Source organism: Microbispora rosea, assembly GCF_044460045.1.
GTDB classification, from domain to species: Bacteria; Actinomycetota; Actinomycetes; order Streptosporangiales; family Streptosporangiaceae; genus Microbispora; species Microbispora rosea.
This window is the reverse complement of sequence record NZ_JBITJO010000001.1, coordinates 1,114,489-1,140,809: the sequence shown is the minus strand read 5'-3', so window position 1 is coordinate 1,140,809 and position 26,321 is coordinate 1,114,489. Positions and strand designations below refer to the sequence as shown.

27 protein-coding genes are annotated in these 26,321 nt (G+C 72.1%); 6 read left to right on the top strand and 21 right to left on the bottom strand.

The window, feature by feature from the left end:
* From hemL to ACIBK1_RS05490, 7 genes are all read right to left on the bottom strand, one after another.
* Nucleotides 1–1,296, bottom strand: a complete 1,296-nt coding sequence (gene hemL, locus ACIBK1_RS05520; protein WP_396732513.1) for a glutamate-1-semialdehyde 2,1-aminomutase — start codon at nt 1,294–1,296, stop codon at nt 1–3.
* A 205-nt stretch (nt 1,297–1,501) separates the two neighbouring features.
* Nucleotides 1,502–2,146 (bottom strand): bifunctional DNA primase/polymerase, encoded by a 645-nt coding sequence (locus tag ACIBK1_RS05515; protein WP_030506837.1) that lies wholly within the window; start codon nt 2,144–2,146, stop codon nt 1,502–1,504.
* A 123-nt stretch (nt 2,147–2,269) separates the two neighbouring features.
* On the bottom strand, nt 2,270–3,256 hold the full coding sequence (gene hemB / locus ACIBK1_RS05510) for a porphobilinogen synthase (RefSeq protein ID WP_396732510.1): 987 nt from the start codon (nt 3,254–3,256) through the stop codon (nt 2,270–2,272).
* Nucleotides 3,257–3,324: 68 nt separating this feature from the next.
* The gene (locus ACIBK1_RS05505) at nt 3,325–4,914 is read right to left on the bottom strand and encodes a bifunctional uroporphyrinogen-III C-methyltransferase/uroporphyrinogen-III synthase (RefSeq protein ID WP_396732507.1); all 1,590 of its coding nucleotides are present in this window, start codon (nt 4,912–4,914) and stop codon (nt 3,325–3,327) included.
* Entirely contained in the window at nt 4,911–5,783 is an 873-nt protein-coding gene (hemC, locus tag ACIBK1_RS05500; protein WP_396733148.1) for a hydroxymethylbilane synthase, read from the bottom strand. Before hemC ends, ACIBK1_RS05505 begins: the two co-directional genes overlap by 4 nt.
* Nucleotides 5,784–5,818: 35 nt before the next feature.
* A complete protein-coding gene (locus ACIBK1_RS05495; RefSeq protein ID WP_030506833.1) occupies nt 5,819–7,117 on the bottom strand; it encodes a glutamyl-tRNA reductase in 1,299 nt (432 codons plus the stop codon).
* A 25-nt stretch (nt 7,118–7,142) separates the two neighbouring features.
* Nucleotides 7,143–7,841, bottom strand: coding sequence for a redox-sensing transcriptional repressor Rex (locus tag ACIBK1_RS05490; RefSeq protein ID WP_030506832.1), 699 nt, complete (start codon nt 7,839–7,841; stop codon nt 7,143–7,145).
* A 194-nt stretch (nt 7,842–8,035) separates the two neighbouring features.
* On the opposite strand from ACIBK1_RS05490, the gene ACIBK1_RS05485 reads away from it, so the two are divergent.
* Complete coding sequence (locus ACIBK1_RS05485; RefSeq protein WP_030506831.1) at nt 8,036–8,284, top strand: glutaredoxin family protein; 249 nt, start codon at nt 8,036–8,038, stop codon at nt 8,282–8,284.
* Nucleotides 8,285–8,369: 85 nt separating this feature from the next.
* Here ACIBK1_RS05485 and ACIBK1_RS05480 read toward each other — a convergent pair whose 3' ends face one another.
* Nucleotides 8,370–9,992, bottom strand: a complete 1,623-nt coding sequence (locus ACIBK1_RS05480) for a hypothetical protein (protein WP_363524130.1) — start codon at nt 9,990–9,992, stop codon at nt 8,370–8,372.
* 289 nt (nt 9,993–10,281) lie between these two features.
* Between ACIBK1_RS05480 and ACIBK1_RS05475 the strand changes: the two genes are divergently transcribed.
* The 3 genes from ACIBK1_RS05475 (at nt 10,282) to ACIBK1_RS05465 (ending at nt 12,661) form a co-directional block, all read left to right on the top strand.
* Nucleotides 10,282–10,821, top strand: a complete 540-nt coding sequence (locus ACIBK1_RS05475; protein WP_231513791.1) for a sigma-70 family RNA polymerase sigma factor — start codon at nt 10,282–10,284, stop codon at nt 10,819–10,821.
* 153 nt (nt 10,822–10,974) lie between these two features.
* Complete coding sequence (locus tag ACIBK1_RS05470) at nt 10,975–11,736, top strand: DUF5667 domain-containing protein (protein ID WP_030506828.1); 762 nt, start codon at nt 10,975–10,977, stop codon at nt 11,734–11,736.
* Nucleotides 11,737–11,791: 55 nt separating this feature from the next.
* Nucleotides 11,792–12,661 carry an HAD family hydrolase gene (locus tag ACIBK1_RS05465; protein WP_076440002.1) on the top strand — a complete coding sequence of 290 codons (870 nt, stop codon included), beginning with the start codon at nt 11,792–11,794 and terminating at the stop codon, nt 12,659–12,661.
* A gap of 298 nt (nt 12,662–12,959) precedes the next feature.
* Here ACIBK1_RS05465 and ACIBK1_RS05460 read toward each other — a convergent pair whose 3' ends face one another.
* From ACIBK1_RS05460 to ACIBK1_RS05410, 11 genes are all read right to left on the bottom strand, one after another.
* Entirely contained in the window at nt 12,960–13,862 is a 903-nt protein-coding gene (locus ACIBK1_RS05460; protein WP_396732502.1) for a lysophospholipid acyltransferase family protein, read from the bottom strand.
* 10 nt (nt 13,863–13,872) lie between these two features.
* A complete protein-coding gene (locus ACIBK1_RS05455; RefSeq protein WP_030506825.1) occupies nt 13,873–14,925 on the bottom strand; it encodes an NAD-dependent epimerase/dehydratase family protein in 1,053 nt (350 codons plus the stop codon).
* Between the two features lie 71 nt (nt 14,926–14,996).
* A complete protein-coding gene (locus ACIBK1_RS05450; RefSeq protein WP_018654693.1) occupies nt 14,997–15,095 on the bottom strand; it encodes a 30S ribosomal protein bS22 in 99 nt (32 codons plus the stop codon).
* A gap of 155 nt (nt 15,096–15,250) precedes the next feature.
* Entirely contained in the window at nt 15,251–15,454 is a 204-nt protein-coding gene (locus tag ACIBK1_RS05445) for a helix-turn-helix domain-containing protein (RefSeq protein WP_030456159.1), read from the bottom strand.
* Between the two features lie 312 nt (nt 15,455–15,766).
* Nucleotides 15,767–16,558: a phosphatase gene (locus tag ACIBK1_RS05440; protein WP_357315956.1), complete on the bottom strand. Its 792-nt coding sequence runs from the start codon at nt 16,556–16,558 to the stop codon at nt 15,767–15,769.
* Nucleotides 16,559–16,600: 42 nt separating this feature from the next.
* A complete protein-coding gene (locus ACIBK1_RS05435) occupies nt 16,601–17,764 on the bottom strand; it encodes an acetoin utilization protein AcuC (RefSeq protein WP_030506823.1) in 1,164 nt (387 codons plus the stop codon).
* A gap of 111 nt (nt 17,765–17,875) precedes the next feature.
* Complete coding sequence (locus ACIBK1_RS05430) at nt 17,876–19,060, bottom strand: ABC transporter permease (protein WP_030506822.1); 1,185 nt, start codon at nt 19,058–19,060, stop codon at nt 17,876–17,878.
* Between the two features lie 10 nt (nt 19,061–19,070).
* The gene (locus ACIBK1_RS05425; RefSeq protein ID WP_396732497.1) at nt 19,071–19,841 is read right to left on the bottom strand and encodes an ABC transporter ATP-binding protein; all 771 of its coding nucleotides are present in this window, start codon (nt 19,839–19,841) and stop codon (nt 19,071–19,073) included.
* Nucleotides 19,838–21,235 (bottom strand): efflux RND transporter periplasmic adaptor subunit, encoded by a 1,398-nt coding sequence (locus ACIBK1_RS05420; protein ID WP_036405547.1) that lies wholly within the window; start codon nt 21,233–21,235, stop codon nt 19,838–19,840. The genes ACIBK1_RS05425 and ACIBK1_RS05420 overlap by 4 nt, the downstream gene beginning before the upstream one ends.
* A gap of 109 nt (nt 21,236–21,344) precedes the next feature.
* Nucleotides 21,345–22,139 carry a pyrroline-5-carboxylate reductase gene (gene proC, locus ACIBK1_RS05415; RefSeq protein WP_030506819.1) on the bottom strand — a complete coding sequence of 265 codons (795 nt, stop codon included), beginning with the start codon at nt 22,137–22,139 and terminating at the stop codon, nt 21,345–21,347.
* A gap of 97 nt (nt 22,140–22,236) precedes the next feature.
* On the bottom strand, nt 22,237–23,073 hold the full coding sequence (locus ACIBK1_RS05410) for an NAD(P)H-binding protein (protein ID WP_396732492.1): 837 nt from the start codon (nt 23,071–23,073) through the stop codon (nt 22,237–22,239).
* Between the two features lie 80 nt (nt 23,074–23,153).
* Between ACIBK1_RS05410 and ACIBK1_RS05405 the strand changes: the two genes are divergently transcribed.
* Nucleotides 23,154–24,134 (top strand): AraC family transcriptional regulator, encoded by a 981-nt coding sequence (locus tag ACIBK1_RS05405; RefSeq protein WP_396732489.1) that lies wholly within the window; start codon nt 23,154–23,156, stop codon nt 24,132–24,134.
* Between the two features lie 27 nt (nt 24,135–24,161).
* Here the strand turns inward: ACIBK1_RS05405 and ACIBK1_RS05400 are convergent, their stop codons facing one another.
* Entirely contained in the window at nt 24,162–24,896 is a 735-nt protein-coding gene (locus ACIBK1_RS05400; protein WP_030506816.1) for an ABC transporter permease, read from the bottom strand.
* 100 nt (nt 24,897–24,996) lie between these two features.
* On the bottom strand, nt 24,997–25,725 hold the full coding sequence (locus ACIBK1_RS05395) for an ABC transporter ATP-binding protein (protein ID WP_197042513.1): 729 nt from the start codon (nt 25,723–25,725) through the stop codon (nt 24,997–24,999).
* An 85-nt stretch (nt 25,726–25,810) separates the two neighbouring features.
* Here ACIBK1_RS05395 and ACIBK1_RS05390 point away from each other — a divergent pair, with 85 nt between their 5' ends.
* Nucleotides 25,811–26,287, top strand: a complete 477-nt coding sequence (locus ACIBK1_RS05390) for a hypothetical protein (protein ID WP_396732485.1) — start codon at nt 25,811–25,813, stop codon at nt 26,285–26,287.
* Nucleotides 26,288–26,321: the final 34 nt, after the last annotated feature.

Below are 26,321 nucleotides of genomic sequence, written 5' to 3'. Positions count from 1 at the left end.
TCAGACCCCGGCGGTCTGGGCGGCGGCCTTGGCTGCCAGGGGCAGGGCCTCGGCCACGCGGGTCAGCGCCTCGTCGTCATGGGCCGCCGACAGGAACCACGCCTCGTATGCCGACGGCGGCAGGTAGACGCCCTGGTCGAGCATGCTGTGGAAGAACGCGCGGTACGCGTCGGTGTTCTGCGTCCGGGCCGAGTCGAAGTCGGTGACCGGGGTGTCCGTGAAGAAGATCGAGAAGAGGTTTCCGGCCCGCTGGAGCCGGTGCGGGACCCCGGCCGCGGCCAGCGCGTCGGAGGCGGCCCTGCCGATGACCAGCGCGGACGCGTCGATCCTGTCGTACGCGTCGTCGTCGCAGGCACGCAGCGTGGCCAGCCCGGCCGCGCAGGCGAGCGGGTTGCCCGACAGCGTGCCGGCCTGGTAGACGGGCCCCTCGGGGGCGAGGGCGGCCATGACCTCCGCCCGCCCGCCGAACGCGGCGGCGGGCAGCCCGCCGCCCATGACCTTGCCGAACGTCATCAGGTCGGCCTCGACGGGGTCCAGGCCGTACCAGCCGGAGGCGGACACGCGGAACCCGGTCAGCACCTCGTCGATGATCAGCAGCGCACCGTGCTCGGTGCACAGCTCGCGCAGGCGCCGGTTGAAGCCGTCCGCCGGCGGCACGACGCCCATGTTCGCCGGGCACGCCTCGGTGATCACGCAGGCGATCTCGAACGTGCGGAACGCCTCCTCGACCGCCTCGACCGAGTTGTACGGCAGCACGATCGTGTCGGCCGCGGACGCTCCGGTGACGCCGGGAGTGTCGGGGAGGCCGAAGGTGACGACGCCGGACCCGGCCGAGGCCAGCAGCGCGTCCACGTGCCCGTGGTAGCAACCGGCGAACTTCACGACCTTCGCCCGCCCGGTGAAGCCGCGGGCAAGCCGTACGGCGGACATGGTGGCCTCGGTGCCGGAGCTGACCAGGCGGACCTTCTCGACCGGGGCGACCCGGGAGACGATCTCCTCGGCGAGCAGGACCTCGCCCTCGGTCGCGGTGCCGAACGAGAAGCCGCGCGCGACGGCCTCCTCCAGGGCCTCCACGACGGCGGGGTGGCGGTGGCCGAGGATCATCGGGCCCCAGGAGCACACCAGGTCGACGTAGCGGTTGCCGTCCACGTCGGTGATGTACGAACCCTCGCCGGAGGCCATGAAGCGGGGCGTGCCGCCCACGGCGCCGAAGGCGCGCACCGGCGAGTTGACGCCGCCGGGAACGATCCGGCGGGCGCGGTCGAACAGGTCCTCGGAGGTCTGCGTGCGAGTCACGCCCTCCAGATTACGGGCCCACCCCTACGGGGCCTGTATCGGGAACGGGGAGCGTCTCGTGATCTTTTGCCGTAGCGAGGATCGGCCAGATGGATGCATCGCAAGGCCGAGGAGGAGCCCATAGCGGAGCTATGGGCGACGACGAGAACGCAGCGAGGCGCCATCTGGGTGACCGCAGTAGGCGAGAAAGATCACGAGACGCGACCTACTCGCAGAAGTCGGCGAGCAGGTCGAGCACGCGCAGCGGATCGGGCAGCGGACGCCCGTCGGGGGGCCTGATCCAGCCCAGGACCTCGCCCGAGGGCGTGGTGGACGGCGGCGCGAGCACGAAGCTGTCCCGGCAGTGCCAGCGCAGCCCCGGCGTGCTGTCGATCGTCTCGGGCCCCGCGTCCAGGCTGCAGGACCACCACTCGTCCTCGTCCTCGGGCGCCCCGCGCGTCGCCACGAAAAAAAGCACCCGGTCGCCGTTCTCGGCGACCGGGCCCGTGTCGAAGCCTGCGGCGTCCATCGCGGCCAGGGCGGGACGGCCCGCCGAGGCCGGTACGTCGAACACGTCGAACACCCTGCCGGTGGGCAGGATCACGTTCGCGTCCGGATCCTGTTTCCACCACCGCGTGAGCAGCGCCGTGTCCGTCGTGGCCTGCATCTGCCACGCGGGCGACAGCGGGTGCATGCCGGGGTCGGGACAGCCGACCCGGTCGCAGGAGCACGCCCTGCCTCCCTCGCTCAGCGGGTGAGCGCCCATACAGCTCGCCCAGCCCAGCTGCGCGTACTCGAGCACCGACGTCATCTTCCGCGGCGCGTGATGCGCACGCCGTTTCGCACGTCGGGCCAGCGGTACCCCCACCATGGCGCTCCTCCCCACAAGCGTCACGCCCGCTGCCCTCCTGCGTTACGCAAGATGCTCGCGGTACATGTACCTGATAATGCCTTCTGCCCGATCGCGGCGCGGCAGGACCCCCCTGATGAGGTGTCAGGATAGTCCGCGGGCGACCTCGGTGGCCCAGTAAGTGAGGATCATGTCGGCACCGGCGCGGCGGATCGCGATCAGCGATTCCATGATCACCCGCTCCCGGTCGATCCAGCCGTTGGCCGCCGCCGCCTCGACCATCGCGTACTCGCCGCTGACCTGGTAGGCCGCGACCGGCACCTCGACGGTGTCGCGCACCTGCCGCAGGATGTCGAGATAGGCCAGGGCGGGCTTGACCATGACCGCGTCCGCGCCCTCGGCCAGGTCGAGGCGCACCTCGCGCAGCGCCTCGCCGATCGGACCGGCCGGGTCCTGCTGGTAGGCGCTGCGGTCGCCGAACTGCGGCGCGCACTCGGCGGCGTCGCGGAACGGCCCGTAGAACCCGGAGGCGTACTTCGCGGCGTACGCCAGGATCGGGATCTCGGCGAAGCCGTTGCCGTCGAGGGCCGCGCGGATGGCCCCCACCTGGCCGTCCATCATGCCGCTCGGCGCGATCATCCTGGAGCCGGCCGCCGCCTGCGCGACCGCCGCCGACGCGTAGCGCTCCAGCGTCGCGTCGTTGTCCACCTCGCCGTCGGCCGTCAGCAGGCCGCAGTGGCCGTGGTCGGTGTACTCGTCCAGGCAGGTGTCGGTCATCAGCACCAGCGCGTCGCCCAGGTCGGAGGCGAGGTCGCGCAGCGCCACCTGGACGATGCCGTCCGGGTCGTCGGCGCCCGAGCCCCGGGCGTCCTTGTACGCCGGGATCCCGAACAGCATGATCCCGCCCACACCGGCCTCGGCCGCCTCGTGGGCCGCCTTGCGCAGCGACTCGCGGGTGTGCTGGACGACCCCGGGCATGGAGCCCACCGGCTGCGGCTCGGCGATGCCCTCCTTGACGAACATCGGCAGGATGAGCTCGGCCGGGTGCAGCCGCGTCCCCGCGACCATCCGGCGCATCGCGGCGGTACGGCGCAGCCGCCGGGGCCGTGCCACCGGGTATTGAGCGTTCACAGTGCTCTCTCCGCTCGGAACGGCGCCGGCCCGCGGAGACGTCTCCCGCGGGCCGTACGCGAATCAGTTCATTTCACGCGTCGCCGCGCGCCCCTGCGCATCTGGGACGGGCGGCGAGGCACCTCGCCCGCCGATACGGCGGCGTGCCGCATCTTGGCACCATAGTCCGCCAGCGCGGCGGCGAGAGCCGTAGCGGACGGTTTGTCGGCCATCACGTCGACCCGCAGGCCGAACTCCTCGGCCGTCTTGGCCGTCTGCGGCCCGATGACCGCGATCACCGTGACGTTGTGCGGCTTTCCTGCGATGCCGACGAGGTTCCGCACGGTCGAGGACGAGGTGAACAGCACGGCGTCGAACCCGCCGCCCTTGATCGCCTCGCGGATCGGGGCGGGCGGCGGCGCGGCGCGCACGGTCCGGTAGGCCGTCACGTCGTCGCACTCCCAGCCGAGCTGGGTCAGCCCCGCCACCAGTGTCTCGGTCGCGATGTCGGCCCGCGGCAGCAGCACCCGGTTGATCGGGTCGAGCATCGAGTCGTACGGCGGCCACTCGGCCAGCAGGCCCTCGGACGACTGCTCGCCCGTCGGCATGAGGTCGGGCTTCACGCCGAACTCCACCAGCGCCCGCGACGTGGCGTCGCCCACCGCGGCGACCTTGAGCCCGGCGAACGCCCGGGCGTCCAGGCCGTACTCCTCGAACTTCTCGCGCACCGCCTTGACCGCATTGGCGCTGGTGAAGGCGACCCACTCGTAGCGGCCGGTCACCAGGCCCTTGATGGCGCGATCCATCTGCTGCGGCGTGCGCGGCGGCTCGACGGAGATCGTCGGCACCTCCTCGGGCACCGCGCCGTACGAGCGCAGCTGCTCCGACAGCCCCGCGGACTGCTCCTTGGTGCGCGGCACGAGCACCCGCCAGCCGAAAAGCGACTTGGTCTCGAACCAGGACAGGCGGTCGCGCATGCCGACCGCGTCGCCCACCACGATCAGCGCGGGCTCGGTCATCCCGGCGTGCTTGAGGTCGGGACCGAGCCGCCCGAGCGTGGAGACCACGGTGTACTGCTCGGTGGTCGTGCCGTCGCTGGTCACCGCCACCGGGGTCGAGTCGGGCTTGCCGCCCGCGATCAGCGCCTTGCCGATCGGGACCGCGTCCGCGACGCCGTTGTAGATCACCAGCGTGCCGTCGCACGCGGCGTGCTTGGCCCAGTCTTCCGTCTGCGCGGCGTCCACGATGCGGAACTCCGGGGCCGACGCCGCCGGCGGGATGCCGGCGTACGTCAGCACCGCCGTGGCCGGCGGCACGCCGGGCACGATCTCGAAGTCCACGTCCGCCTTGGCGCAGGCGGCCACCTCGTCGGTGACCGAGGAGAAGAAGGACGGGTCGCCCGAGCAGAGCCGCACGACCGTGCGGCCCGCCTTGGCGGCCTGGATGGTCTTCAGCGACACCGAGTTCTCCGCCGCGTCGGCGGAGATGTCGACGACCTCGACGTCCTCGCGGCAGTGGCGCAGCAGCGAGCCGTACGCCTGCCGGTCGAGCACGACGACGTCCGCCCTGCCCAGCAGGTCGGCGCCGCGCAACGTGAGCAGGTTCTCGTCACCGGGGCCGGCGCCGACGAAGGCGACGAACCCGGACCGGGTCTGCGTGCTGTGATTCGCGGGGCTCAACGGGCCTGCTCCCCCATCAACGTGTCGGCCCCCTCGGCGATCATGGCTGCCGCGAGTTCGCGGCCCATCTCCACGGCCGCCGTAGAGGGTCCGGAGGTGGACTTGCGCACCGACCGCCCGCCGTCGACGGCGACGACGGTGGCGGTCAGATTGAGAATGTGCCCGTCACCGGAGGCGAAAGCACCTACCGGGGCCGCGCAACCGGCCTCGAGGGCGGCGAGCACCGAGCGCTCGGCGCTCACCGCGGCCCGCGTCGGCGGGTCGTCGACGGCGCGCAGCAGCTCGATGAGATCGTCACGGTCGGCCAGGCACTCGACGGCGAGGGCGCCCTGCCCGGGAGCGGGCAGCATCTCGTCGACCTCGAACACCTGGGCGATCTCCCCGTCCCGGCGGATCCTGACCAGCCCTGCGGCGGCCAGCACGACGGCGTCGAGCTCGCCCGACGTCACCTTGCCGATGCGGGTGTCCGCGTTTCCCCTGATGGGGACGTAGTCGATGTCCGGCCGGAGCAGGCGCAACTGGGCCACCCGGCGCGGTGAGCCGGTGCCGATGCGGGCGCCGGCGGGCAGGTCGTGCAGCTTGACCGAGCCGACGAGCGCGTCGCGCGGGTCGTCCCGCCGCGTGATCGCGGCCATGGCGATCCGCTCGTCCGGCTTGGTCGGCAGGTCCTTGAGCGAGTGGACCGCGAAGTCGACCTCGCCGGCGAGCAGCCGGCCGCGCAGGTCGTTGACGAACACGCCCGTGCCGCCGAGCTGGGTCAGGTGGGCCCGGGACACGTCGCCGAAGGTGGTGACGCCGACGAGCTCCACCGCCCGGCCGGTCAGGGCGCTCAGCCGGTCGGCGACGATCTGCGACTGCGAAGTCGCCATCAGGCTCTTGCGGGTGCCGAGCCGCAGGGGGGCGGTCACTGCTCCACCTCCAGGCTCGAAACGGCGTCGGGCGTCTTCGGGTCGAGGCCGAACAGCTCGCGCAGCGCCTCCGCGTACTGGTCGCCGCCCGGGGATGCGGCCAGCCGCTTGACCCGTACGGTCGGCTCGTGGAGCAGCTTGTCCACGACCCGCCGTACGGTCTGGTTGATCTCGTCGCGCATCCGCCCGTCGATGTCCGGCAGGCGGGACAGCAGCCGGCCCATCTCCGCCTCGACCACCCCGGCGGCCTTGCTGCGCAGGGCCACGACCGTGGGGGTGACGAGCGCGGCGCGCGCCGCGTCGAGGTAGGCGGCGACCTCCTCGGTCACGATGCGCCTGACCTCGCAGATCGCCTCGGCCCTGCCGCCGTCGGAGACGTCGTCGCCGACGCCGTCCTGCTGCATCGACTTCAGGTCGACCAGCGTCACGCCGGGCAGGTCCCGTACGCCGGGGTCCACGTCGTGGGGCAGCGCGAGGTCGAGGACGAACAGCGGCCTGTCGCGGTCCCCGAGCGTCTCCGGGGTGATCGTGCGGGTTCCCGCGCCGATGCAGGAGATGACCAGGTCGGCCTCCGCCAGCTCGGCCGGGACGTCGGCCAGGTCCGCGGCACGCCCGCCGACCGTCTCCGCGAGCCGTTCGGCCCGCTCGCGGGTGCGGTTGGCGATGACGATGTCGGTCACGCCAGCCCGGGACAGCGTCGCGGCGGACAGCGAGCTCATCGAGCCCGCGCCCACGACCAGGGCGCGCCTGCCGGTGATGTCGCCGAGCGCCCGCTCGGCGAGCGTCAGCCCCACCCCGACCAGCGACGCGCCGGCCCGGTCGATGCCCGTGTCGGCGTGCGCGCGCTTGCCCACGCGCAGCGCGTGCTGGGCCAGCTCGTTGAGCGTGGTCCCGGCCGTGCCCTCCTCCTGCGCCAGGCGCAGCGCGGTCCGGATCTGGCCGAGGATCTGCCCCTCGCCGATCACCATGGAGTCGAGCCCGCAGGCGACGGTGAACAGGTGCTGGACCGCCCGGTCCTCGTAGTGCACGTACAGGTGCCGCGCGAGCGTCTCCTGCGGCAGGCCCGAATGCACGGCGAGCATGTTGGTCACGGCGGTGACGCCGCCGTGGAACCGGTCGACCACGGCGTAGACCTCGACGCGGTTGCACGTCGAGACGACCAGCGCCTCGGACACGTTCTCGTCAGACTGCACGTCGTGCAGCAGCTTGACGAGCGCGTCCCCGCTGACCGTGACACGTTCGAGCAGCGCGACCGGCGTGGTCCGGTGGCTCAGGCCGACGACGAGGACACTCATGAGCTCGCTCCGATCGATGGCTCACTCACATGACCACCCCGTCCGGCCACTCCTCGGCCATGATGGGCCCTCCATTAGCCTTGCGCTGCTCGTGGAACGCAAGTATCTGCAGTTCGATGGATAAATCGACTTTACGGACATCCACGCCGTCAGGCACAGCCAAGACGACGGGGGCGAAGTTCAAAATACTGGTGACGCCGGCCGCGATGACACGGTCGCATACCTGCTGGGCCGACGTGGCGGGGGTGGCGATCACCACGATCGAGACTCCGCGCTTCTTGATCACGGACTCCAGCTCGTCGGCGTGCTCGACGACGAGACCTGCGATGCGATCGCCCACGACGTGCGGATCGGCGTCCAGCAGGCCCGCGATCCGGAACCCGCGGGAGGCGAACCCGCCGTAGTTGGCCAGCGCCCGGCCGAGGTTTCCCACGCCGACGATGGCCACGGCCCAGTCCTGAGTGAGACCAAGCTCACGCGAGATTTGATAGATGAGGTACTGCACGTCGTAGCCGACACCTCTGGTGCCGTACGACCCGAGGTGGGACAGGTCCTTGCGGAGCTTGGCGGAGTTCACTCCGGCGGCGAGCGCGAGATCCTCCGAGCTCACCGTCGCCGTGCCCCGTTCGGCCATCCCGTTGAGTGCGCGCAGGTAGAGCGGCAGCCTCGCCACCGTGGCGTCGGGGATGCCGCGGTCACGGGCCTGCGGGATACGGCGGATCACTTGCCGGGGCTCCAGGGGGACGGACGGCCGGTTGCGCCCCCGGCCGCATAGCGGATGCGACGGATGAGTACCAGGTTAGTGCCTTTGTGAAGCAATGCACAAAGTCGATCGTGCGCGGTTTCCCTCATCACAAGGGTCCCAGGAGGGGGCGGCGGTCTCCATTCCGGGCCGGGGGGATCGTGATAATCGAGGGCATGGCTCCTCAAGACCACCGGATCACGCTGCTCGGCAAGCCCGGCTGCCACCTGTGCGACGACGCCCGCGCCGTGGTCGAGCGCGTGGCCGCCGAGCTGGGCGTCCCCTGGGACGAACGCGACATCACCGCCTCGCCGGAGGACCAGGCCGAATACTGGGAGATGATCCCGGTCGTCCTGATCGACGGCGTGCAGCACGACTACTGGCGGGTCAACGAGAACCGCCTCCGGGAGGCCCTGCTGCGGTGAGACCGCGGCCGGCGTGGGTGCGGCGTGGGTGCGGCGTGCGGCCACCCTGAACCGGCCTGCCTGGACCTCTCCGGCCTGCCCGGACCTAGAGGATCCGGCGGGCGGGGAGGGGAACCACCTTGGCGGCGTTGACGCTGAGCTCGATGACGTTGGCCGCCAGCACGTACTTCACCCGCTCGGTCGCGAACCGCTCCATGTGCGGCTGCCGCTGGTGCTCGCCGTAGCCGACCTCGTCCCGGTAGAGCTCGTAGACGATGCGCTGGAGCGGGGCCGACTTGACCGCGTGGCAGACGAACAGCAGCGTGTCCGGCTCGTTGCGCTGGACCGCCTCCACCGTCTCCTCCGCCAGCGTGTCGAACGCCTCGCCCGAGCCGTCGAGCAGCGTGAAGACGGTCAGCAGGCCGTAGATGCCGGGGGCCGGCTTCACCGAGCCGCCCTGACCGGCGGGCCGGCCCGCCTGCTGCGGCCCCTGCCCGCCGTCCTGGCGGCTCATGGCCGGACGGGACCTGCCGCCGAACCCGACGCCGAAGCTCGCGGCGAGGTCGGCCGGATCGGGGACCTCCGCCCCGGGATAGAGGGCCCCCGTGGCGGGCATGGCCCGGTCGGGCTCGGCCGGAGCCGCCGCGGGCATGCCGTATTCGGGCCGGCGGGGCTGGCCGTACTGGTCCGCGGCGAGAAGCTGGCCGGTCGCGGGCCCGCCGAAGTCGTCGGGGGACAGCGGACCGTCGGAGGGCCGCATGCGGGCGGCGTAGTCGACCTCGTTCTGCTCCCCCGCCCGGTATTCGGCCACCAGGTCGCCGAGCCCCGAACGGCGCGGCGCTCCCGGCCCCCCGGCTCCCGCACCTCCGGCTCCCGGCATACCGGACGGCACCGCACCGGCTCCGGCGGAGCGGCCTCCAGGAGCCCCGCGCGGCGGCACGGGCGGCCCCGAGGGCGCGGAGGGCACGCGGGTCTCGGCCCGCAGGGCGCTGTCGGCCCGGCCGCCGCGCCGCCCCTGCCACTCCTCCTCCGGGGCCTCGTCGTCCTCGCCCTCGTCGTCGTACGGCGCGAGCGGCCGGGCCACGACGTACCAGACGCCTCCGGCGGAGGCGGCCAGCACCGCGACGACGACCAGCCCGGGAAGCCCGAACTCGAGCACACCCGAGATCGCCATTCCCGCCGGGGCGAGCACGACCGTTGCGTTCATGTTGTCGACGTCGTACTCGTCTCCGTCCCGCCAGGCCATCACCGCCATGGCGAGGCAGAGCAGGAGGATGAAGACCACCAGGCCGTGGACGCCCCGCAGCAGCCACTCCGGCCAGAGGTCCCAGTGGGCCGGCCCGTCGGGCAGCGACTTGCCGAAGCCGGCGGTGACGACGGGGTCGAGCACCATGATCACCGTGCCCACGACCGTGAGCGCGGCGCCGAGGAGCCAGCCGGCGAAGCGGGCGCCGCCCTTCTCCGCGAGGAGCTGGATGACTCCGATCGTCAGCCAGAGCGGCGCCAGCAGCGAGCCGGTGATCTGGTAGGCCCGGAACGTCACGGGCCCGAATCCGGTGAGATGGCCGACGGCGACGGCGCCGAGCGACAACGCCAGCGTGCCTGTGGCGATGCTCCACGCGATCAGCCAACCGGCCGGCTCGTCACGGAGACGCCCGACGAGGACGCCGGTGGTGATGCCGGCGAGCAGGGCGCCGGCGAACGCGAGGAGAGCGACGAGGACTTCCATGGTGGCACCCATGCTGCCGGACATCGGCTTGTCACCGGTAGCCGGTCACCCTGTCCGGGAATGTCACTCGCCGCGTACGCACTCCTGAAGCGGATTCCTCCACCCGAACGGATTGTGTAATCCCCCGTTGATTTCTAGAGTGTTCGAGCACGCCGACTCCCCTTCCCCCATGGGATCACGGATGCCGAACACGTGGCCGTTGGCCGGGCTTTCCCCTCCGGTAGCAGCAGGAGCAGCGCAACCCGCGCGTTCCGCCGATCTCTCCGATCGCGAGCGCGAGCACGACGAGATGCGGAGCCTCGTGCTGCGCGCCAAGACCGGCGACAGCGAGGCGTTCGGCGCGCTCTACGACCACTACCTGGATCTGGTCTACCGGTACGTCTACTTCCGGGTCGGCAGCCACGCGCTCGCCGAGGACCTGACGAGCGAGACGTTCCTGCGGGCACTGCGGGGCATGGCCGAGTTCACCTGGCAGGGTCGCGACTTCGGCGCCTGGCTCGTCACGATCGCCCGCAACCTCGTCACCGATCACTACAAGTCGGGCCGCAACCGCCTCGAGGTGACCACCGCGGAGATACTCGACACGCCTCTGGACGGCCCGCACATCCCCGAGAACGCGGTCGTCACGAACATGGTCAACGAGCGCGTGATGCAGGCGATCAAGCAACTCGGCCCGGAGCAGCAGGAATGCGTGATCCTTCGTTTCCTGCACGGGATGTCGCTCGCGGAGACCGCGATGATCATGGGCAAGAAGTCCGGGGCGATCAAGGCGCTCCAGTTCCGGGCGATCAGGGCGCTCGCCCGGGAACTCCCCGACGATCTCGGTTGACACCCCCCGTAACCATTACCCATACCCCATCGTTGGGCATGTGGCAGGTCGGATCTTCAGGTGGACTTCGCGGGCAGGCCGGAAGGTGACGAACGCTTCCCAGCCCCGCGAGCGGCTCCGCTGGGCGTCAAGCGGGGGATGGCGGGAGCGGTGATGGGCTGGTGGCGACGCTCGCGCCGCGGGGGCGGCCGGTCGTCGGCCCGTTCCCGCGACGGCGCCGGTCGCCGTTTCCTGCTGCGCGGCCGGTCGCCGGCCCGCACCCGCGGGGTCGTCGCACGCGTGGCCGGTCTCCGCTCCCTGCTGGGCGGCCGCCCGAGACCGGAGTTCCGCGAGAGGCTGCGGGCCGACCTGATGCGGGCCCACGCCGCCGAGCGCGCGGCGGGCAGGCAGGCGGCGGGAAAGCACGCGGCGCCCGCCGCCACACCCCCGCGGCCCCGGTCCCGCTGGTCCCTGCTCGTACGGCTGCGCCCCCTGCTGGTGTTCTGCGTGCTGCTGGCGGTGATGTTCGGGACCGGTGTGCGCACCCACTACGCGGTGCCCGGCGAGGTGCTGTATCCGCTGAAGAGGATGGCGGAGTCGACGGTGCTCCGTCTCGCGCACGACGACGAGGAACGGGCGCAGCGGCAGATGGTCGCGGCGCGGCAGCGCGCCTCCGAGACCGCGTCGCTGGTGAACGCGGCGACCCCGGAGCGCCGCCGGCTCATCGGGCAGACGCTCGACGACATGGAGACGACCACCAGGGCCGCGCTGAGCCGGGTGGTCCGGCAGGGACGCGCCGACGGCAAGGCGCGCGAGTTCGCCCGTGAGCAGCGCAATCTCGTGGAGCCGTTGCTGCCGAAGCTCGACGGGGAAAATCGCGACAAGGTTAACCAATACCTAATTTATATCGATTCGTTCACGGGTTCCGGACGTTGACACGTCATGTCCCGCTCCCGTTCCGTGCACTCTGCGGCGGTTAAGCTGATGAGTCATGAGGCGGCTATTGCGACGGCGGGAAGAGGCGGAGATCGCCGGCGAGGTGGCGGCCGCCGCGGCGGTGTCCGTCCCCGAGGTCGTCCCCGACCTCACGGCGGCGGCGTTCTTCGACGTCGACAACACCATGATGCGTGGCGCCTCGATCTACCACTTCGCCCGGGGACTGGCGTCGCGCGGCCTGTTCACCAGCCGTGACCTCATGAAGTTCGCGCTCGGGCAGGCGTGGTTTCGCGTGCGGGGCAACGAGAACCCCGAGCACATCGCCAAGGCCAAGGAGATGGCCCTCGCCTTCGTCGCCGGGCTGAAGGTGGACGAGGTCGTCCGCCTGGGCGAGGAGATCTACGACGACGTGATGGCCGACCGCGTGTGGCAGGGCACCCGCGCGCTGGCCCAGGCGCACCTGGACGCCGGGCAGCGGGTGTGGCTGGTCACCGCCACGCCGGTCGAGCTGGCCCGGGTCATCGCGCAGCGGCTCGGGCTCACCGGCGCGCTCGGCACGGTCGCCGAGACCGCGGACGGCGCCTACACCGGAAGGCTCGTCGGCGACCTGCTGCACGGCCCGGCCAAGGCCGAGGCCATCCGCGCGCTGGCCCGCCGCGAGGGCCTCGACCTGGCCCGCTGCTCGGCCTACAGCGACTCTGCCAACGACCTGCCGATGCTCTCCCTCGTCGGGCACCCGCACGCCATCAACCCCGACAGCGAGCTGCGCGAGCACGCCAGGGAGAACGGCTGGGAGGTCCGCGACTTCCGCACGGGCAGGAAGGCGACGATGATCGGTCTGCCGATCGCCGCGACCGCGGGAGCCATCGCGGGCGGCGTCGCCGCGGGCATCGCCCTGCGCCGCCACTACCGCTCCGCCCTCTAAGACACCACCGCTCCGCGCTCTAAGACACCGCTGCTCCGCGCTCTGAGCGCGCTCAAGGCGGCCGGGCACCTCACTCCCGCGGCCGCGCCGGCCGGAATCCGCCCGGCACGCGCCGCGACGGCGCTCAGGCGGCGGACCGGCCCTTCGACCGGCCCGGCGTGAGGTCCGGCGCGGCCCGCTCGATCAGGGCGGCCAGCTCGCGGTTCACCAGTCCTGGACGTTCGAAACCGATCATGTGCCCGGCGCCGGGGATCCGTACGGGGGACCCGATGCCCTACACGTTTCCCGCAGGGCGACGTCACATCGCGATCGGGGGAAACGCGGGGCCCCGGCGCAGCCGCAGCGCGTCGAGCTGCCGTTGCATGGTCTCCCTGATGTGGTCGGTCAGGTCGAAGACCAGCATGGGGTCGTCGGCCTCCTCCGGGGCGTACTCGTCGGTCCTGATCGGCTCGCCGAACTCGATCAGCCACTTGGACGGCAGCGGAAGCAGACCGAGCGGCCCGAGCCAGGGGAACAGCGGCGTGATCGGCAGGTAGGGCAGGCCGAGCAGCCGGGCGAGCGCGGGAAGGTCGCCGACCTTGGGGTAGATCTCCTCCGCCCCCACGATGGCGCACGGGACGATCGGCACGCCGGCCCTAATTGCCGACGCGACGAACCCGCCCCGGCCGAACCGCTGGAGCCGGTAACGCTCGGAGAACGGCTTGCCGATGCCCTTGAACCCCTCGGGGAAGACGCCGACGACCTCGCCCTTGCGCAGCAGCCGGTCGGCGTCCTCGGGACAGGCGAGCGTGTGCCCGGACTTGCGGGCCAGGTGCCCGAGCACGGGAAGCTGATAGACCAGGTGCGCCCCGAGCAGGCGCAGCGGCCTGCTCAGCTCGTCGTGCACCGCCACCTGCAGCATCAACGCGTCCACGGGCAGCGTGCCGGAGTGGTTGGCCACGATCAGCGCGCCGCTGTCGGCCGGCACGTTGCCGAGCCCGAGGGCCTCGGCCCTGAACCAGCGCCGGTAGAGCGGGCGCAGCGCCTCCAGCAGCACCTTCTCGTTGAGCTCGGGATCGAAGCCGAACTCGTCGACCTCGTAATCGCCGGTGATCCTGCGCCGCAGGAACGCGAACAGCTCGGCGAACCGATCGTCGGCCGCGCTCCCGTCCCTGCTCTCGTTCGTGCTGACGTCCGTGCGCCGGCCCTGGAAATCGTCCATCAACGTCCCGTCACGAGATCGGCCGGACGAAGTCGGCCAGCCAGTCGACCAGGGCACGAGGCAGGTCACCGGGGCCGCCGCGCGATCTGAGGAAGTCGTCAAAGGCCGCGGCCGTGCTGTATTTCGGCCGCCAGCCGAGCTCGGCGGCGAGCCTGGTGGTGTCCACCGCCCGTCCGTGGCTCATGAGCGCGAGCTGCTCGGGCGAGAAGTCCACCAGCCGCGCGCCCCGGGCGAGCCCGCTGACGAAGCGGAAGGCGGGGGACGGCATAGGGATCACCGGCCGGCCGGTGCGCCGCGCGCACTGCGACAGCAGCAGGACGCCGTCGCCCGCGACGTTGAACACGCCCGGGTGGTCGGCCCGCGCCGTACGGCACAGCACCTCGACGGCGTCGTCCTCGTGCACGAACTGCAGCCGGGGATCGAAGCCGAGCACGGTGGGCAGTACCGGCTGCGAGAAGTAGCCGGTCAGCGGCGAGTCGACGCCCGGCCCCATGAGAGTGGCGAACCGCAGCGTCGTCGTCGTCACGTCGGGCCTGCGCCGGGCGAAGCCCCGCACGTACGTCTCGACCTCGGTGGCGTCCCTGGCGTACCCGGAGTGCGACACCTCGACGGGCTCGGTGTCCTCCGTGAACACGGCGGGAGCGTGCGGCGAGGAGCCGTACACGGCCGTGGTGGACCGCACGACCACCCGGCGCACCGTGGCGGAGCGCTGGCAGGCCGCGAGCAGCTGCATCGTCCCGATGACGTTGTGCTCCTTCATGGCCGGCCGGCCGCCGCCCGATCCGCTCGCCCGGCCGCTGCCACCGGGGCCGCTGACCAGGCTGAGGTGCACGACGGTGTCGACGTCGGCGTCCCTGATGACCTTGACAAGGTCGGGACTGCGCAACGCGACCCGGACGAACTCGGTGCGGCCGAGCACCGCGCCGTCCTCCCCGGCAGGGGATGGCGGCGGCGCCGTGTCCACGCCGATGACCCGGTCGATCTCCGGGTCGGCCGCGAGCGCGAGCGCCACACGAGCGCCGATGTGACCGGAGACACCGGTGACCAGCACAGTACGAGTCATCGACGCCTCGCCGGGGGTGTGCGTGTTCACGGTCGCCCGGCCCCTGAGGACCGGTGCGCGCTCCGTCTCGGCTACTTCTTGTTACGCCGCTGGATGCGGGTCTTCTTCAGCAGCTTGCGGTGCTTCTTCTTGGCCATACGCTTGCGGCGCTTCTTGATCACAGAGCCCACGGGACCCCCAGGTGAAGGTGTGACTGTCTAACCGGCGCGCGAGCGCACACCGGCTCAACAGACTACCGGCGATCCGTGGTAGATCGCTCCCCCGGGGGACCCCGCGTCGACCGGGAGTCGGCCACGCCGCCGTCAAGCGTGGTCGCCTGCGCGGTTCACCCTGCTTCGATGAACGCGTCTCGCAAGTAGTCGTGGACCGCCTGCTCTGGCACTCTGAAGGACCGGCCGACACGGATGGCCGGTAACTCTCCGGAGTGCACGAGCCGGTACACGGTCATCTTGGACACCCGCATGACGGTCGCCACCTCGGCCACCGTCAAGAACTTCACCTCGCTGAGAGGTCTTTCGCCTGCACCCATCGGACGCCTCTTCCGCACGTGTTTCCGGGTTATCCCCACTGGTGCCATTGCTCACGCACGTGTACTGCCGTCAGCGTAAGTCCGGACTCCGAGTAGGCAAACCCCTCATTCCGTCAATCAACGGAGTCGTGTGCCCTCAGAGTCGGGAAAGTCGCTGGCAGCAGCCGGGTCGTGCCCCTCGCCTCAATCTTGGAACGGACCAACTTCTCTCACATTAGAGTCGCCCAGGCACACGAAAAAGTTGGCAAACGGCCGACACAGAGGCGCAAAAGCGGGCGCGAAATGCCCGGTTTGGGAGGTCCGGAAGGGGAGTCAGAGGCTGCGGGCGACCCGGGCGAGCAGGTACGCCGTCAACGGAGCGTAGAAGCGCGGAAGCACATTGTCATCCAGGGGAACGGTGACGGCGATCTTGCCCTCGGCCTCGCCCACGAACAGCGCGGGGTCGTTGCTGTCGGCGAAGCCCACGGTCTCGACCCCGGCCTCGCCCGCGGCCCCCGCCCAGCCGTGATCGGCGATCACGAAGTCGGGCCGCTCCTCGGCGAGCATCGCCTCCATCGGCGCCGCCTCGTGCGTGTGCACGAAGGTGCCCCGGTCCTCCAGCATCGCCACGCCGTCGAGGTAGCGGATCTGCCTGCGGCGGCCGAGGCCGCCGACGTACGTCCACCCCTCGGCCGGGAAGAGCAGGGTCGCCCCGTTCTCCGCGAGGAACCGCGCCAGCGCGAGGTGGACGGTGAGCAGACCGGTCGGATGCCCGGTGGCGAGCACGATCCGGGGCGCAGCGCGCCGCAGCACCTTGGCGATCCGCTCGCCCATCTCCTCCACGGCGTCGATGGTCCGCTCGGGGTCGATGGTGTCGGCGCCCTCGCGATGGCCGGGGTCGGCGGTCACCCCCACCTTTTCGGACATGAGCGCCAGCACGTCGGGGTAGGACCACTCGCCCTCGAAGGTGAGCCCGAAGAGGTAGTGCGGGTCGCGCAGCGCGAGCGACCGGTAGTGATCGAGGTTGTTCTCGCGGCTGGTCGCCACGTCACCCGCGATGGCGGTCCTGACGAGGTGCTCGCGCAGTTCGGCTCGGGAGGGCGTTCTGGAGGGTGGTGCGGTCACGACAGGTACAGCGCTCCTCGGCTCGGCAAGATTCCGTACTTCTCAGGGCATGGGGTCCAGGCCGTGGAAGGGGAACACCGCCTTCCTCGTCGCGATGACGGCCCGGTCGACGGCGTCGGCTGGATCGTACCCTTCCGAAATGTCGCGCCATTGCGGGTGACGCCCGTCTGTCATGGTCAGGGGTGGTATCTCCCCGGTGCGCTCCCGCACGTACGTCCGCCACGTCGCCGGTGTGGCGGTCGACGGCTCGACGGGGCGCCCCAGTGCCTCGGCCATCAGATGCGTCCACGCCCGCGGCACGACCTGGACGAGCTCGTATCCCCCGCCGCCCATCGCGATCCAGCGGCCGCCGGCGGTCTCGTGGGCCAGCCGGTGCAGCGCGGCGTACGCCGTGCGCTGCCCGTCCAGGCTCAGCATGAGATGGGCCAGCGGGTCGAGGGCGTGGCTGTCGCAGCCCTGCTGGGTGACCAGGATCTGCGGCGCGAAGGCGCGCAGCAGCGGCGGGACCACCGCGTGGAAGGCGCGCAGCCACCCGGTGTCGCCGCATCCGGCCGGCAGCGCCACGTTCACCGCGGTGCCGTCCGCGCCGGTCTCCTGCGGGAAGCCGGTGCCGGGAAACAGCGTGCGCGGGTTCTCGTGCAGGCTGATCGTGAGCACCCTCGGATCGTCGTAGAACGCCGCCTGCACGCCGTCGCCGTGGTGCACGTCCACGTCCACGTACGCGATCCTCGTCGCGCCCTGCGACAGCAGCCACGCGATGGCGACCGCCGGGTCGTTGTAGACGCAGAAGCCGCTGGCGGCGCCGGGCATGGCGTGGTGCAGACCGCCCGCGACGTTGACCGCGTGCTCGGCCTCACCCGTCCACACCGCCCTGGCGGCGGCCAGCGAGGCACCGGTGACCAGGGCGGACGCCTCGTGGACGCCCCTGAAGGCGGGATTGTCCTCGGTGCCGAGCCCGTAGCGCAGGTCGGGGCGGCCGTCCTTGGAGACGTTCTTGACCGCCTCGATGTAGTCCCGGTTGTGCACCAGGGCGATCTCGTCCTCGGTGGCGGGGACGCACCCGGTCATCTCGGCGCCGTCGAGCACGCCCAGGTCGCGGGCGAGCGCCATGGTGAGCTCCACGCGTACGGGCGCGAGCGGATGGCCGGGCCCGAAGTCGTAAGAAACCAGAGCGTCGTCCCAGACGACCCGCACCGCCTGACTCATGCCGTGACGCTATCGCACCGGCCCCCGGACGCCGTCGCTCGGGCAGTCGTCGCCGATCACGCGGGCGTCACCCGCGCGATCAGTCCATGCCCCGATCAGTCCGCGCCCCGATCAGTCCGTACGCAGCGCGACGACGGGATCGAGCCTGGCCGCCCGCCGGGCGGGGGCGACGCCGAAGAAGACGCCGACGGCCGCGGAGACCCCGAAGGCGAGCACGATCGACCACCAGGTGATCGACGCGGGCACCGGCGAGACCGCCTGGATCAGCAGCGCACCGCCGACCCCGGTCAGGATGCCGATCACCCCGCCGATCGTGGTCAGCAGCACGGCCTCGATCAGGAACTGGCCGAGGATGTCACGGCCGCGCGCGCCGAGCGCCTTGCGCAGGCCGATCTCCCTGGTGCGCTCCCTGACGCCGACCAGCATGATGTTGGACACCCCGACGCCGCCGACCAGCAGGGAGATCCCCGCGATGGCGGCCAGCACGCCGGTGAGCATGCCGAGGACCGTGCCGATCGTGCCGAGGAGCTGGGTCTGGGTGACGGCCGAGAACGTCTCGCCCGGATAGCGGGCGGCCAGGGCGGCCACGACCCGCTGCCGCAGCGGTTCGATCTCGTCAGGGCCGGAGGCGCCGACGGCGATGCCGTTGATCCTCGGCAGCCCGATCAGCCGCTGGGCGGTCGTGACCGGCAGATGCACCTCCTGGTCCCGCGCCACCCCGAACGTGGATCCGACGGTCTCGTAGACGCCGATCACGCGGAACCGCACCCCGGCGATCGTGACCTGGCGGCCGATCGGATCGACGTCCCCGAACAGCTTGGCCGCGACCTCCGAGCCGAGGATCACCACGCGCCGCCGCGTGTCCACGTCGGTCTCGGTGAGATAGCGGCCCCGGCGCAGCGGCCGGTCGAAGACGTGGGGCATGTTCTCGTCGGTCCCGGTGAGCGTGGCGAACACCTCCACGCGGCCCACCCGCACCGGCTCGCCGGAGTTCACCGCGACCGTCACCTTCGACGGATCGCCGACCACGCGGCGCACGTATGCGACGTCCGACAGGTCGAGGCGGCTCTGGGTGGGAGCCGCGCCCAGCCCCACCTGTCCCGGGACCACGAGGATGATGTTGCTGCCGAGCCCCGCGATCTCCTTCTCGACGGCGTTCTTGGCTCCGGTGCCGATGGCGACGAGGATCACGACCGAGAGCACGCCGATGATCACGCCGAGCATGGTCAGCATGCTGCGCAGCCGGTTGACCCGCAGCGCCTCCACCGCCATGCGCAGCGCCTCGGCCGTCCTCATGACGCCGTCCTCATGTGTCGCGCTCGATCCGGCCGTCGCGTACGTGAATCTGACGGCGGGCCCGGGCCGCGACGCCGGCGTCGTGGGTGACGAGGACGACGGCCACGCCGCCCTCGTTGAGCCGTTCGAGCAGGCCCATCACCTCCTCGCCGTTGCGGGTGTCGAGGTTGCCCGTCGGCTCGTCGGCCAGCAGCACCCGGGGATCGCCCACCAGGGCCCGGGCGATCGCCACCCGCTGCTGCTCGCCGCCGGACATCTGCGACGGCCGGTGCGTGAGCCGGTGGCCGAGCCCGACCGCCTCCAGCGCCGCCCTGGCCCGCTCCCTGCGCCCGGCGCGGGACACGCCCCGATAGACCAGCGGCAGCGCCACGTTGTCGAGCGCGGACGTGCGGGCCAGCAGGTGGAAGGACTGGAACACGAAGCCGATCGTGCGGTTGCGCAGATCGGCCAGCCGGGCGTCGTCGAGCGTCGCCACGTCCACGCCGTTCACCCGCAGCGTGCCTGAGGTCGGCCGGTCGAGGCAGCCGAGCAGGTGCATGAGCGTGGACTTGCCCGAGCCGGACGGGCCCACGATCGCCGCGAACTCCCCCTGCCCGATGCGCAGGCTCACCCCGCGCAGCGCGTCGACCAGCACTCCGCCGTCCAGCCGGTAGGAGCGGGTGAGGCCGATCGCCTCGAACGCCGGGACGGATGTGCCGGTCGCCCCCGGCGTCGCAGGCGTCGCCGGTGTCGCGGGTGTCGCCGATGTCACCGGCCCGTCGGCACGCTCGTCGTGGCTCACGACAGCGACTGGCCGGGGCGTACGGCGTCGGCGCCCTTGACGACCACCCGCTCACCGGGGGACACCCCGCTGAGGATCTCCACGACCGCGTCGCCCTGCGCGCCCAGCCGGACGGCCCGCCGCTCGGCTCTGCCGCCACGCACCGCCCACACGATCGTCTCCCTGCCGCTCGTCACGATCGCCGACGCGGGCACGGCCGTGGCGTTCTCCGAGCGGCGTACGGCCAGCCGCACCACGGCGCTCATCCCCGGCTTGGGCGCGGGGGCCGCGCCGCCGTCGTCGTAGGCGCCGCGGCCCAGGCGCAGCCGTACGGGATAGCTGACCCCGCCGGTCGCGCCCTCCTTGGGGGTGACCCCCACGCCCGTCACGCTGCCGGTGTACGTCGCGCCGGTCACCGCGTCGAACTCGACCTCGGCCGGCGTGCCCCTGCGCACCAGCAGCACGTCGGTCTCGTCCACGTCGGCCGACAACGTGAGCACCGACACGTCGGTCACCGTGACGATCGGGTCCCCGGCGGCGACCGGGACTCCGGTGGCGATCGTCCCGCCGGAACGGCCGGCGGGGGCGGCGGCCGCGGCTCCCGCCTGGCTCGCCAGGCCGGCCGGCAGCTGCGAGACCAGCGCGCCGAGACCGGCCCCGCCCACGGCGGAGGACGCGCCGCCGAGCGTGACCACGCCGCCGAACGGCGCCCTGACGACCAGGGCGTCCACGGTCTGCTCGGCCGCGCGCACGGCCGCCCTGGTCTGCGACCTCGACGCGGCCCGCAGGGATGCCATGGACGCGCTCAGCCCGCTCATCCCCGCGCTCACCTGGCCGCTCATCTGTGACAGCGTCTTGTCGAGCGAGCGGGCCAGTCCGTCGAGCACCTCGCCGAGCGCCCGCCGCTGGGCCCGCTGGCGCTTCTCGGCGGCGTCGATGGCGGCCAGCAGCCGGGTTCTGGCCGCGCGGTCGCCGATCGACCTGGCCGCCTTCCTGGCCTCGGCGAACGACCGGGCGACGTGCGCGTCGAGCGAGCCCGGCAGCCGCGGGCGCGGCAGCCGTACGCTCACCGGAGCGCCGCCCGCGCCTCCAAAGGAGACCGGGCGGGCGGCCTGCCGGTCGGCCTCGCGCGCGGCGGAAAGCTGCTGCCTGGCCTGCGGAGAGCCGATCCTGGCGAGGATCTGGCCCTTCTTCACCGTGTCGCCGTCCTGGACGTACAGGCGGGTGACCGTGCCGGACGCGGGAGCGGTCAGGGTGGCGGTCGCACGCGCGCCCACCGTCGCAGGGGCCTCGACGACCTCGCTGACGGTGGTTCTCGTCACCAGGGCCACCGGGGGCTTCTGGGGTTCCGAGGACGTGCATCCGGCGGCGAGCAGGACGGCGAGAAGCGGGACGACCCCGCGACGACACGTCACCCGCCAATCGTAAAGCGGTGGTCATCTCCCGTCTCGGGAACCCCGGTCGGCACAGGGCAAAGTGCGGCAACCGGGGCAGCCGTCCCCGAACCGGGGCGAGCGCCTTCCGTCAGCCGCCGGCGAGACGGCGGCTGCGCTCGCAGGCCGCCTCGATCGCGTCGAGGAACGCGGCCCGCACTTTGTGGCGCTCCAGCTCGGCGATGGCGGAGATCGTGGTGCCTCCCGGTGAGGTCACCGCCTCGCGCAGGATCACCGGGTGCTCCCCGGAGTCGCGCAGCATGATCGCGGCGCCCACGATCGATTGGGTGACCATGTCGAGGGCCGCGGCGCGCGGCATGCCCAGCAGGATCCCGGCGTCGACCATGGCCTCGACCAGGTAGAAGAAGTACGCCGGGCCGCTGCCGGACAGCGCGGTGGCGGCGTCCTGCTGCGACTCGGGGATGCGCAGCACCTTGCCCACCGGGCTGAGCAGTTCCTCGGTGCGCTTCAGATGCTCCTCCGAGGCGTGCGCCCCTGCCGAGATGACGCTCATGGCCTCGTCCACCAGGACGGGCGTGTTGGACATGACGCGGACGACCGCCACGCCGTCCCCGAGCCTCGCCTCCACGAACGCGGTCGTGATGCCGGCGGCCACCGAGATCACCAGCCGGTCGGCGGCCACGTGCGGGGAGATCTCGGTCAGCAGCGCGCTCATGTCCTGCGGCTTCACCGCGAGGATCAGCGTGTCGGCGAGCTTGGCGGCCTCGGCGTTGCCCGCGACGCGCACGCCGTACCGCTCGCGCAGCGCCTCGGCCCGCTCGGGCCTGCGGGCCGTCGCCACGATCTCTTCCGGCCGCAGACCGGCGCGTACCAGCCCGGAGAGCAGGGCCTCGCCCATCTTTCCTGTGCCGAGAATCGCGATCATTCCTGCACCTCTTCTGGGCTTCGCCGGGATCTCCCCGCAGCTTACCGACCCCGCGGAACGGAGCCGAATGCGCTGCGCCGCGGCCTGGCCGACAGGGTCAGTTCCAGTGGCCCGCGGCGGCGGTCTCGGCGACGTAGTCCTCGAACCGCCGGGGCGGCCGGCCGAGGGCGCGTTCCACGCCGTCGCAGGGCTCGGCGCCCCGCCCGTCGCGGATGTCCACGAGGAGACCGGTGAGCAGCCGCGCGGCGTCGGACGGGACGCCGTTCGCGACCTGGCGTTCCACGAAGGCCTCGGGGTCCACGTCGACGTGCCGGACCGTGCGTCCCGTGGCCCTGCCGATGAGCTCGGCCGCCTCTCCGAAGGCGATGGCCCGCGGGCCGGTCAGGTAATGGATCCGGCCGCTGTGGCGCTCCTCGGTCAGCGCCGCCGCGGCGACCTCGGCGATGTCCTCGGCGTCGACGAACGGGGTGCGCCCGTCGCCGGTGGGCAGGGCCAGGGCCCCGGAGACGATCCCCTGCCGCCAGAAGGCCTCGCTGAAGTTCTGCGAGAACCAGTCGGGCCGCAGGATGGTCCAGCCGACGCCCGAGTCGCGCACGGCCTGCTCCGCGGACTTCAGCGGGTGGTCGTCACCGGCCTCGCCCACGCCGTGGGCGGACAGCAGGACCAGCCGCCGCGCGCCCGCGGCCACCGCCTCGGCGACGAGAGCGGGGACGCGCGCCCGGCGGTCCAGGCCCGGCCGCAGGTCGGGCTCGACGATGTAGACGGCGGCGGCCCCGTCGAGCGCGGGCGCCCAGGTCTCCGGCCTGCCCCAATCGAACAGGACGTCCTCTCCGGTGCGGGATGCCGTACGGGCCTGCGTACCGGCGGCCTTCAGGCGCCGGACGACGCGGCGACCGGTCTTGCCGGTGCCGCCGAGAACGAGGATCTTCTCCATGCCTCAAGGAAACCGGGGGTAGCCAAGACAATCCATGGGAGAACGTCCCTCATTCATTTGTGAGCGTCTAGCGTGACGGCATGGACGTGCTGAGCGATCTGCTCCATCGGGCTCATGCCAGGAACGCGCTGGTCAGGCAGTTGATTCAGCGTCCGCCGTGGGCGCTGGCCTTCACCGGCGCCCCTCCTCTCACGGTCGTGGCCGCGCTCGGCGGCCACGCGTCGGTCCGGCTCGACGACGCCGGCGTCGCGCCGGTGCGCCTGGCCCCGGGTGACATCGCCCTCATCGGCGGCGCCCATCCGCACACGATCGCCGACGATCCGTCCACCCCGCCGCAGGCCGTGATCCACGGGAGCAGGAAACTCCTCATCGGCGACGGCGTGGCGGCGGCCGGGGCGGCGGCCGGGGTGATGGCCAGGGCGATGGTCGGGGTGCAGCGGAGTCTCGGCCCGCGCACCTACGGCGACGGCCTGCCCGGGGCCACGATCATGCTCAGGGGCGCCTGCGAACTGCGCGGCGAGGCCGGCGTCCGGCTGCTGGGCATGCTGCCGGCGTTGGCGGTCGTGCCGGCCGGGCCGCGCACCCGGGCGGCCCTGGATCTGCTCGCCGCCGAGGTCGCCCGCGACGAACCCGGCCAGGACGCCGTCCTCCACCGGCTGCTCGACCTCGTGCTCGTGCTGGCGTTGCGGGCCTGGTGCGCCGGACCGGGGGCTTCGGTCCCCTCCTGGCACCGGGCGCTGGCCGATCCCGTCATCGGCGAGGCGCTGCGCCTGCTGCACGAGCGTCCCGCTCATCGGTGGACGGTCGCCGAGCTGGCCGCCGGGGCCGGCATGTCCCGCGCCGCCTTCGCCGCGCGCTTCAGGAGCATGGTGGGCGAGCCCCCGCTCACCTACCTCACCGGCTGGCGGATGACCCTGGGAGCCGATCTGCTCAGCGACACCGATGCCACCGTCGCCGCCGTGGCCCGCGAGGTCGGCTACGGGGACGCGTTCGCGTTCAGTGTGGCGTTCAAGCGTGCCCACGGCGTCAGCCCCTCGGCCTGGCGCCGCCGGACGCACTGATGCGGCGGCGGCGCTCAGGGGATTCGGTCAGGAGGTTCGGCGGCGCAGCGTGGCGGCGCCGAGCAGAAGGGCCAGCACGGCCGACCCCGCCACCACGACGACGTCGCGCCAGAACTCGCCGCCCGGGTCGGCGTCCGCGACCGCGTGCGCCATCGCCTCGATCGCGTACGACATGGGCAGCACGTCCGAGATCCACTCCAGCAGGGTCGCCATCTGCCCGCGCGGCACGAGGATTCCGCCGAGCAGGATCTGGGGGATCATCACGATCGGCATGAACTGCACGGCCTGGAACTCCGTACGGGCGAACGCGCTGCACAGCAGGCCGAGCGCGGTGCCGAGCAGGGCGTTGAGCAGGGCGACGAGCACCAGCGGCCACAGCGGGCCGGGCAGGTCCATGCCCAGCCAGGTGAGGGAGACGGCCAGCGCCAGCGCCACCTGGGCACACGCCGCCAGCCCGAACGCGAGGCCGTAGCCGAGGAGGAGGTCGAGCCGGCCGAGCGGCATCGCCATGAGGCGCTCCAGCGTGCCCGACGTGCGCTCGCGCAGGGTCGCGATCGAGGTGATGAGGAACATCACCAGGAAGGGGAAGACGCACAGCAGGATCGGCGCCCAGTGGCCGAACGCGCGCTCGTCGTCCATCACGTAGTAGAGCAGGATCATCACCAGCGTCGGCACCAGGACCATGAGCGCGACCGTCCGACGATCGTGGCGGAGCTGGGTCATGATCCGCCTGGCCGTGGCGAGGGTGATCGCGAGACTCATGCCGCCTCCTCGCCTTCGGTGCGGAGTGGGGTCGTGCCGGAGGCGCGCAGGCGAACACCGCGCCGGACGCTGTGCCTGTCGATTCGCTCGCTGCGCTCGCTCACGCCGCCGCCCTTTCCTCGATCAGGCGCAGGAACGCCTCCTCCAGGTCGGTCGTGCGCGTGCGCGTGCGCAGGGCGTCCGGGGTGTCGTCGGCGAGGATCTCCCCCTGACGCAGCACGATCAGCCGTTCGCACCGCGCGGCCTCGTCCATGACGTGGCTGGAGACCAGGATCGTGGTGCCGCCCTCCGCCAGTCGGTGGAAGAGCGTCCACAGCTCCTGCCGCAGCACGGGGTCGAGCCCGACCGTCGGCTCGTCCAGCACGAGCAGTTCCGGACGGCCGAGCAGGGCCGCGGCGAGCCCCGCACGGCCCAGCTGACCGCCCGAGAGGGTGGACGCGAGCCGGCCGGCGGCGCCGGCGAGCCCCACCTCCGCGAGCACCCGCTCGGGGTCGTCCTTCGGCGCGCCGAGCACGGCGGCGAAGTAGCGCAGGTTCTCCAGCACGGTCAGGTCCCGGTAGACCGCCGGGCTCTGCGTCGAGTAGCCGATCCTGCGGCGCAGGCCCGCGCTCCCTGCGGGTTCGCCGAGCACGCTCACCTCGCCGCCGGACACGATCTGTACGCCCACGACCGCCCGCATGAGCGTCGTCTTGCCGCAGCCGCTCGGCCCGAGCAGGCCGGTGACCTGCCCTCGGGGCACCTCGAAGGTCAGGCCGTGCAGGACCTCCGCCCCGCCCCGGACCACCCGCAGATCCCGTACGGCGATCGCGGGACCCGATAAATTCATCATGTGATGAAATTAGACCCGCGGCACGGGCGCGTCAACGCTTGAGCGGCCGGTCGAACCACAGGCTCTTCACAGCCGTGTAAGGGGCATGAGAAAGCTCTGGCTCGTGGCCCTCCTGTTCCTGGCGGTCGCCTGCGGAGGGACCTCCTCCACCTCGGCCTCACCCGAGCAGCCCGAGGCCTCCCCCTCCGGCACCGGAGCCGATCACGGCTCGTCCGCGCCCGCCTCGCCGGTCGGCCCGTCCGGCGTGCCGAGCGGCACTCCGTCTCGCGTGACGCCCGCCGGCCCCACGCTGAACCCGCACAAGGTGCCGTGGGAGAGCGCCACCCCCACAGGGGACGGCAGGTCCCTCGACGTCGTGTGGTGGTCCGGAGTGGAGCCCTGCAACGTGCTCGACCGGGTCGAGGTGACCGAGACCGCGCGCGAGGTCACCGTCACCCTGTACGAGGGGCAGGACCGGCGTTCACCCGACGCCGTCTGCATCGAGATCGCGATCATGAAGAGCACGAAGGTGCACCTCAAGGCCCCCCTTGACGGCCGGAAGGTCGTGGACGGGGCGAAATAGATCACGTTCCGCCGCCCGGCATGTCCGTCCCAGA

What these genes read in the sequence shown, in the direction of transcription:
- ACIBK1_RS05495 (WP_030506833.1), bottom strand. Translation starts at nt 7,117, where the DNA reads ATGAGTGTCCTCGTCGTCGGCCTGAGCCACCGGACCACGCCGGTCGCG.
- ACIBK1_RS05430 (WP_030506822.1), bottom strand. Translation starts at nt 19,060, where the DNA reads ATGAGGACGGCCGAGGCGCTGCGCATGGCGGTGGAGGCGCTGCGGGTC.
- proC (WP_030506819.1), bottom strand. Translation starts at nt 22,139, where the DNA reads ATGATCGCGATTCTCGGCACAGGAAAGATGGGCGAGGCCCTGCTCTCC.
- ACIBK1_RS05435 (WP_030506823.1), bottom strand. Translation starts at nt 17,764, where the DNA reads ATGAGTCAGGCGGTGCGGGTCGTCTGGGACGACGCTCTGGTTTCTTAC.
- ACIBK1_RS05395 (WP_197042513.1), bottom strand. Translation starts at nt 25,725, where the DNA reads ATGATGAATTTATCGGGTCCCGCGATCGCCGTACGGGATCTGCGGGTG.
- ACIBK1_RS05410 (WP_396732492.1), bottom strand. Translation starts at nt 23,073, where the DNA reads ATGGAGAAGATCCTCGTTCTCGGCGGCACCGGCAAGACCGGTCGCCGC.
- ACIBK1_RS05445 (WP_030456159.1), bottom strand. Translation starts at nt 15,454, where the DNA reads ATGGGTGCAGGCGAAAGACCTCTCAGCGAGGTGAAGTTCTTGACGGTG.
- ACIBK1_RS05465 (WP_076440002.1), top strand. Translation starts at nt 11,792, where the DNA reads ATGAGGCGGCTATTGCGACGGCGGGAAGAGGCGGAGATCGCCGGCGAG.
- ACIBK1_RS05460 (WP_396732502.1), bottom strand. Translation starts at nt 13,862, where the DNA reads ATGGACGATTTCCAGGGCCGGCGCACGGACGTCAGCACGAACGAGAGC.
- ACIBK1_RS05470 (WP_030506828.1), top strand. Translation starts at nt 10,975, where the DNA reads ATGGGCTGGTGGCGACGCTCGCGCCGCGGGGGCGGCCGGTCGTCGGCC.
- ACIBK1_RS05515 (WP_030506837.1), bottom strand. Translation starts at nt 2,146, where the DNA reads ATGGTGGGGGTACCGCTGGCCCGACGTGCGAAACGGCGTGCGCATCAC.
- hemC (WP_396733148.1), bottom strand. Translation starts at nt 5,783, where the DNA reads ATGGCGACTTCGCAGTCGCAGATCGTCGCCGACCGGCTGAGCGCCCTG.
- ACIBK1_RS05485 (WP_030506831.1), top strand. Translation starts at nt 8,036, where the DNA reads ATGGCTCCTCAAGACCACCGGATCACGCTGCTCGGCAAGCCCGGCTGC.
- ACIBK1_RS05455 (WP_030506825.1), bottom strand. Translation starts at nt 14,925, where the DNA reads ATGACTCGTACTGTGCTGGTCACCGGTGTCTCCGGTCACATCGGCGCT.
- ACIBK1_RS05405 (WP_396732489.1), top strand. Translation starts at nt 23,154, where the DNA reads ATGGACGTGCTGAGCGATCTGCTCCATCGGGCTCATGCCAGGAACGCG.
- ACIBK1_RS05475 (WP_231513791.1), top strand. Translation starts at nt 10,282, where the DNA reads ATGCGGAGCCTCGTGCTGCGCGCCAAGACCGGCGACAGCGAGGCGTTC.
- ACIBK1_RS05390 (WP_396732485.1), top strand. Translation starts at nt 25,811, where the DNA reads ATGAGAAAGCTCTGGCTCGTGGCCCTCCTGTTCCTGGCGGTCGCCTGC.
- ACIBK1_RS05400 (WP_030506816.1), bottom strand. Translation starts at nt 24,896, where the DNA reads ATGAGTCTCGCGATCACCCTCGCCACGGCCAGGCGGATCATGACCCAG.
- ACIBK1_RS05480 (WP_363524130.1), bottom strand. Translation starts at nt 9,992, where the DNA reads ATGGAAGTCCTCGTCGCTCTCCTCGCGTTCGCCGGCGCCCTGCTCGCC.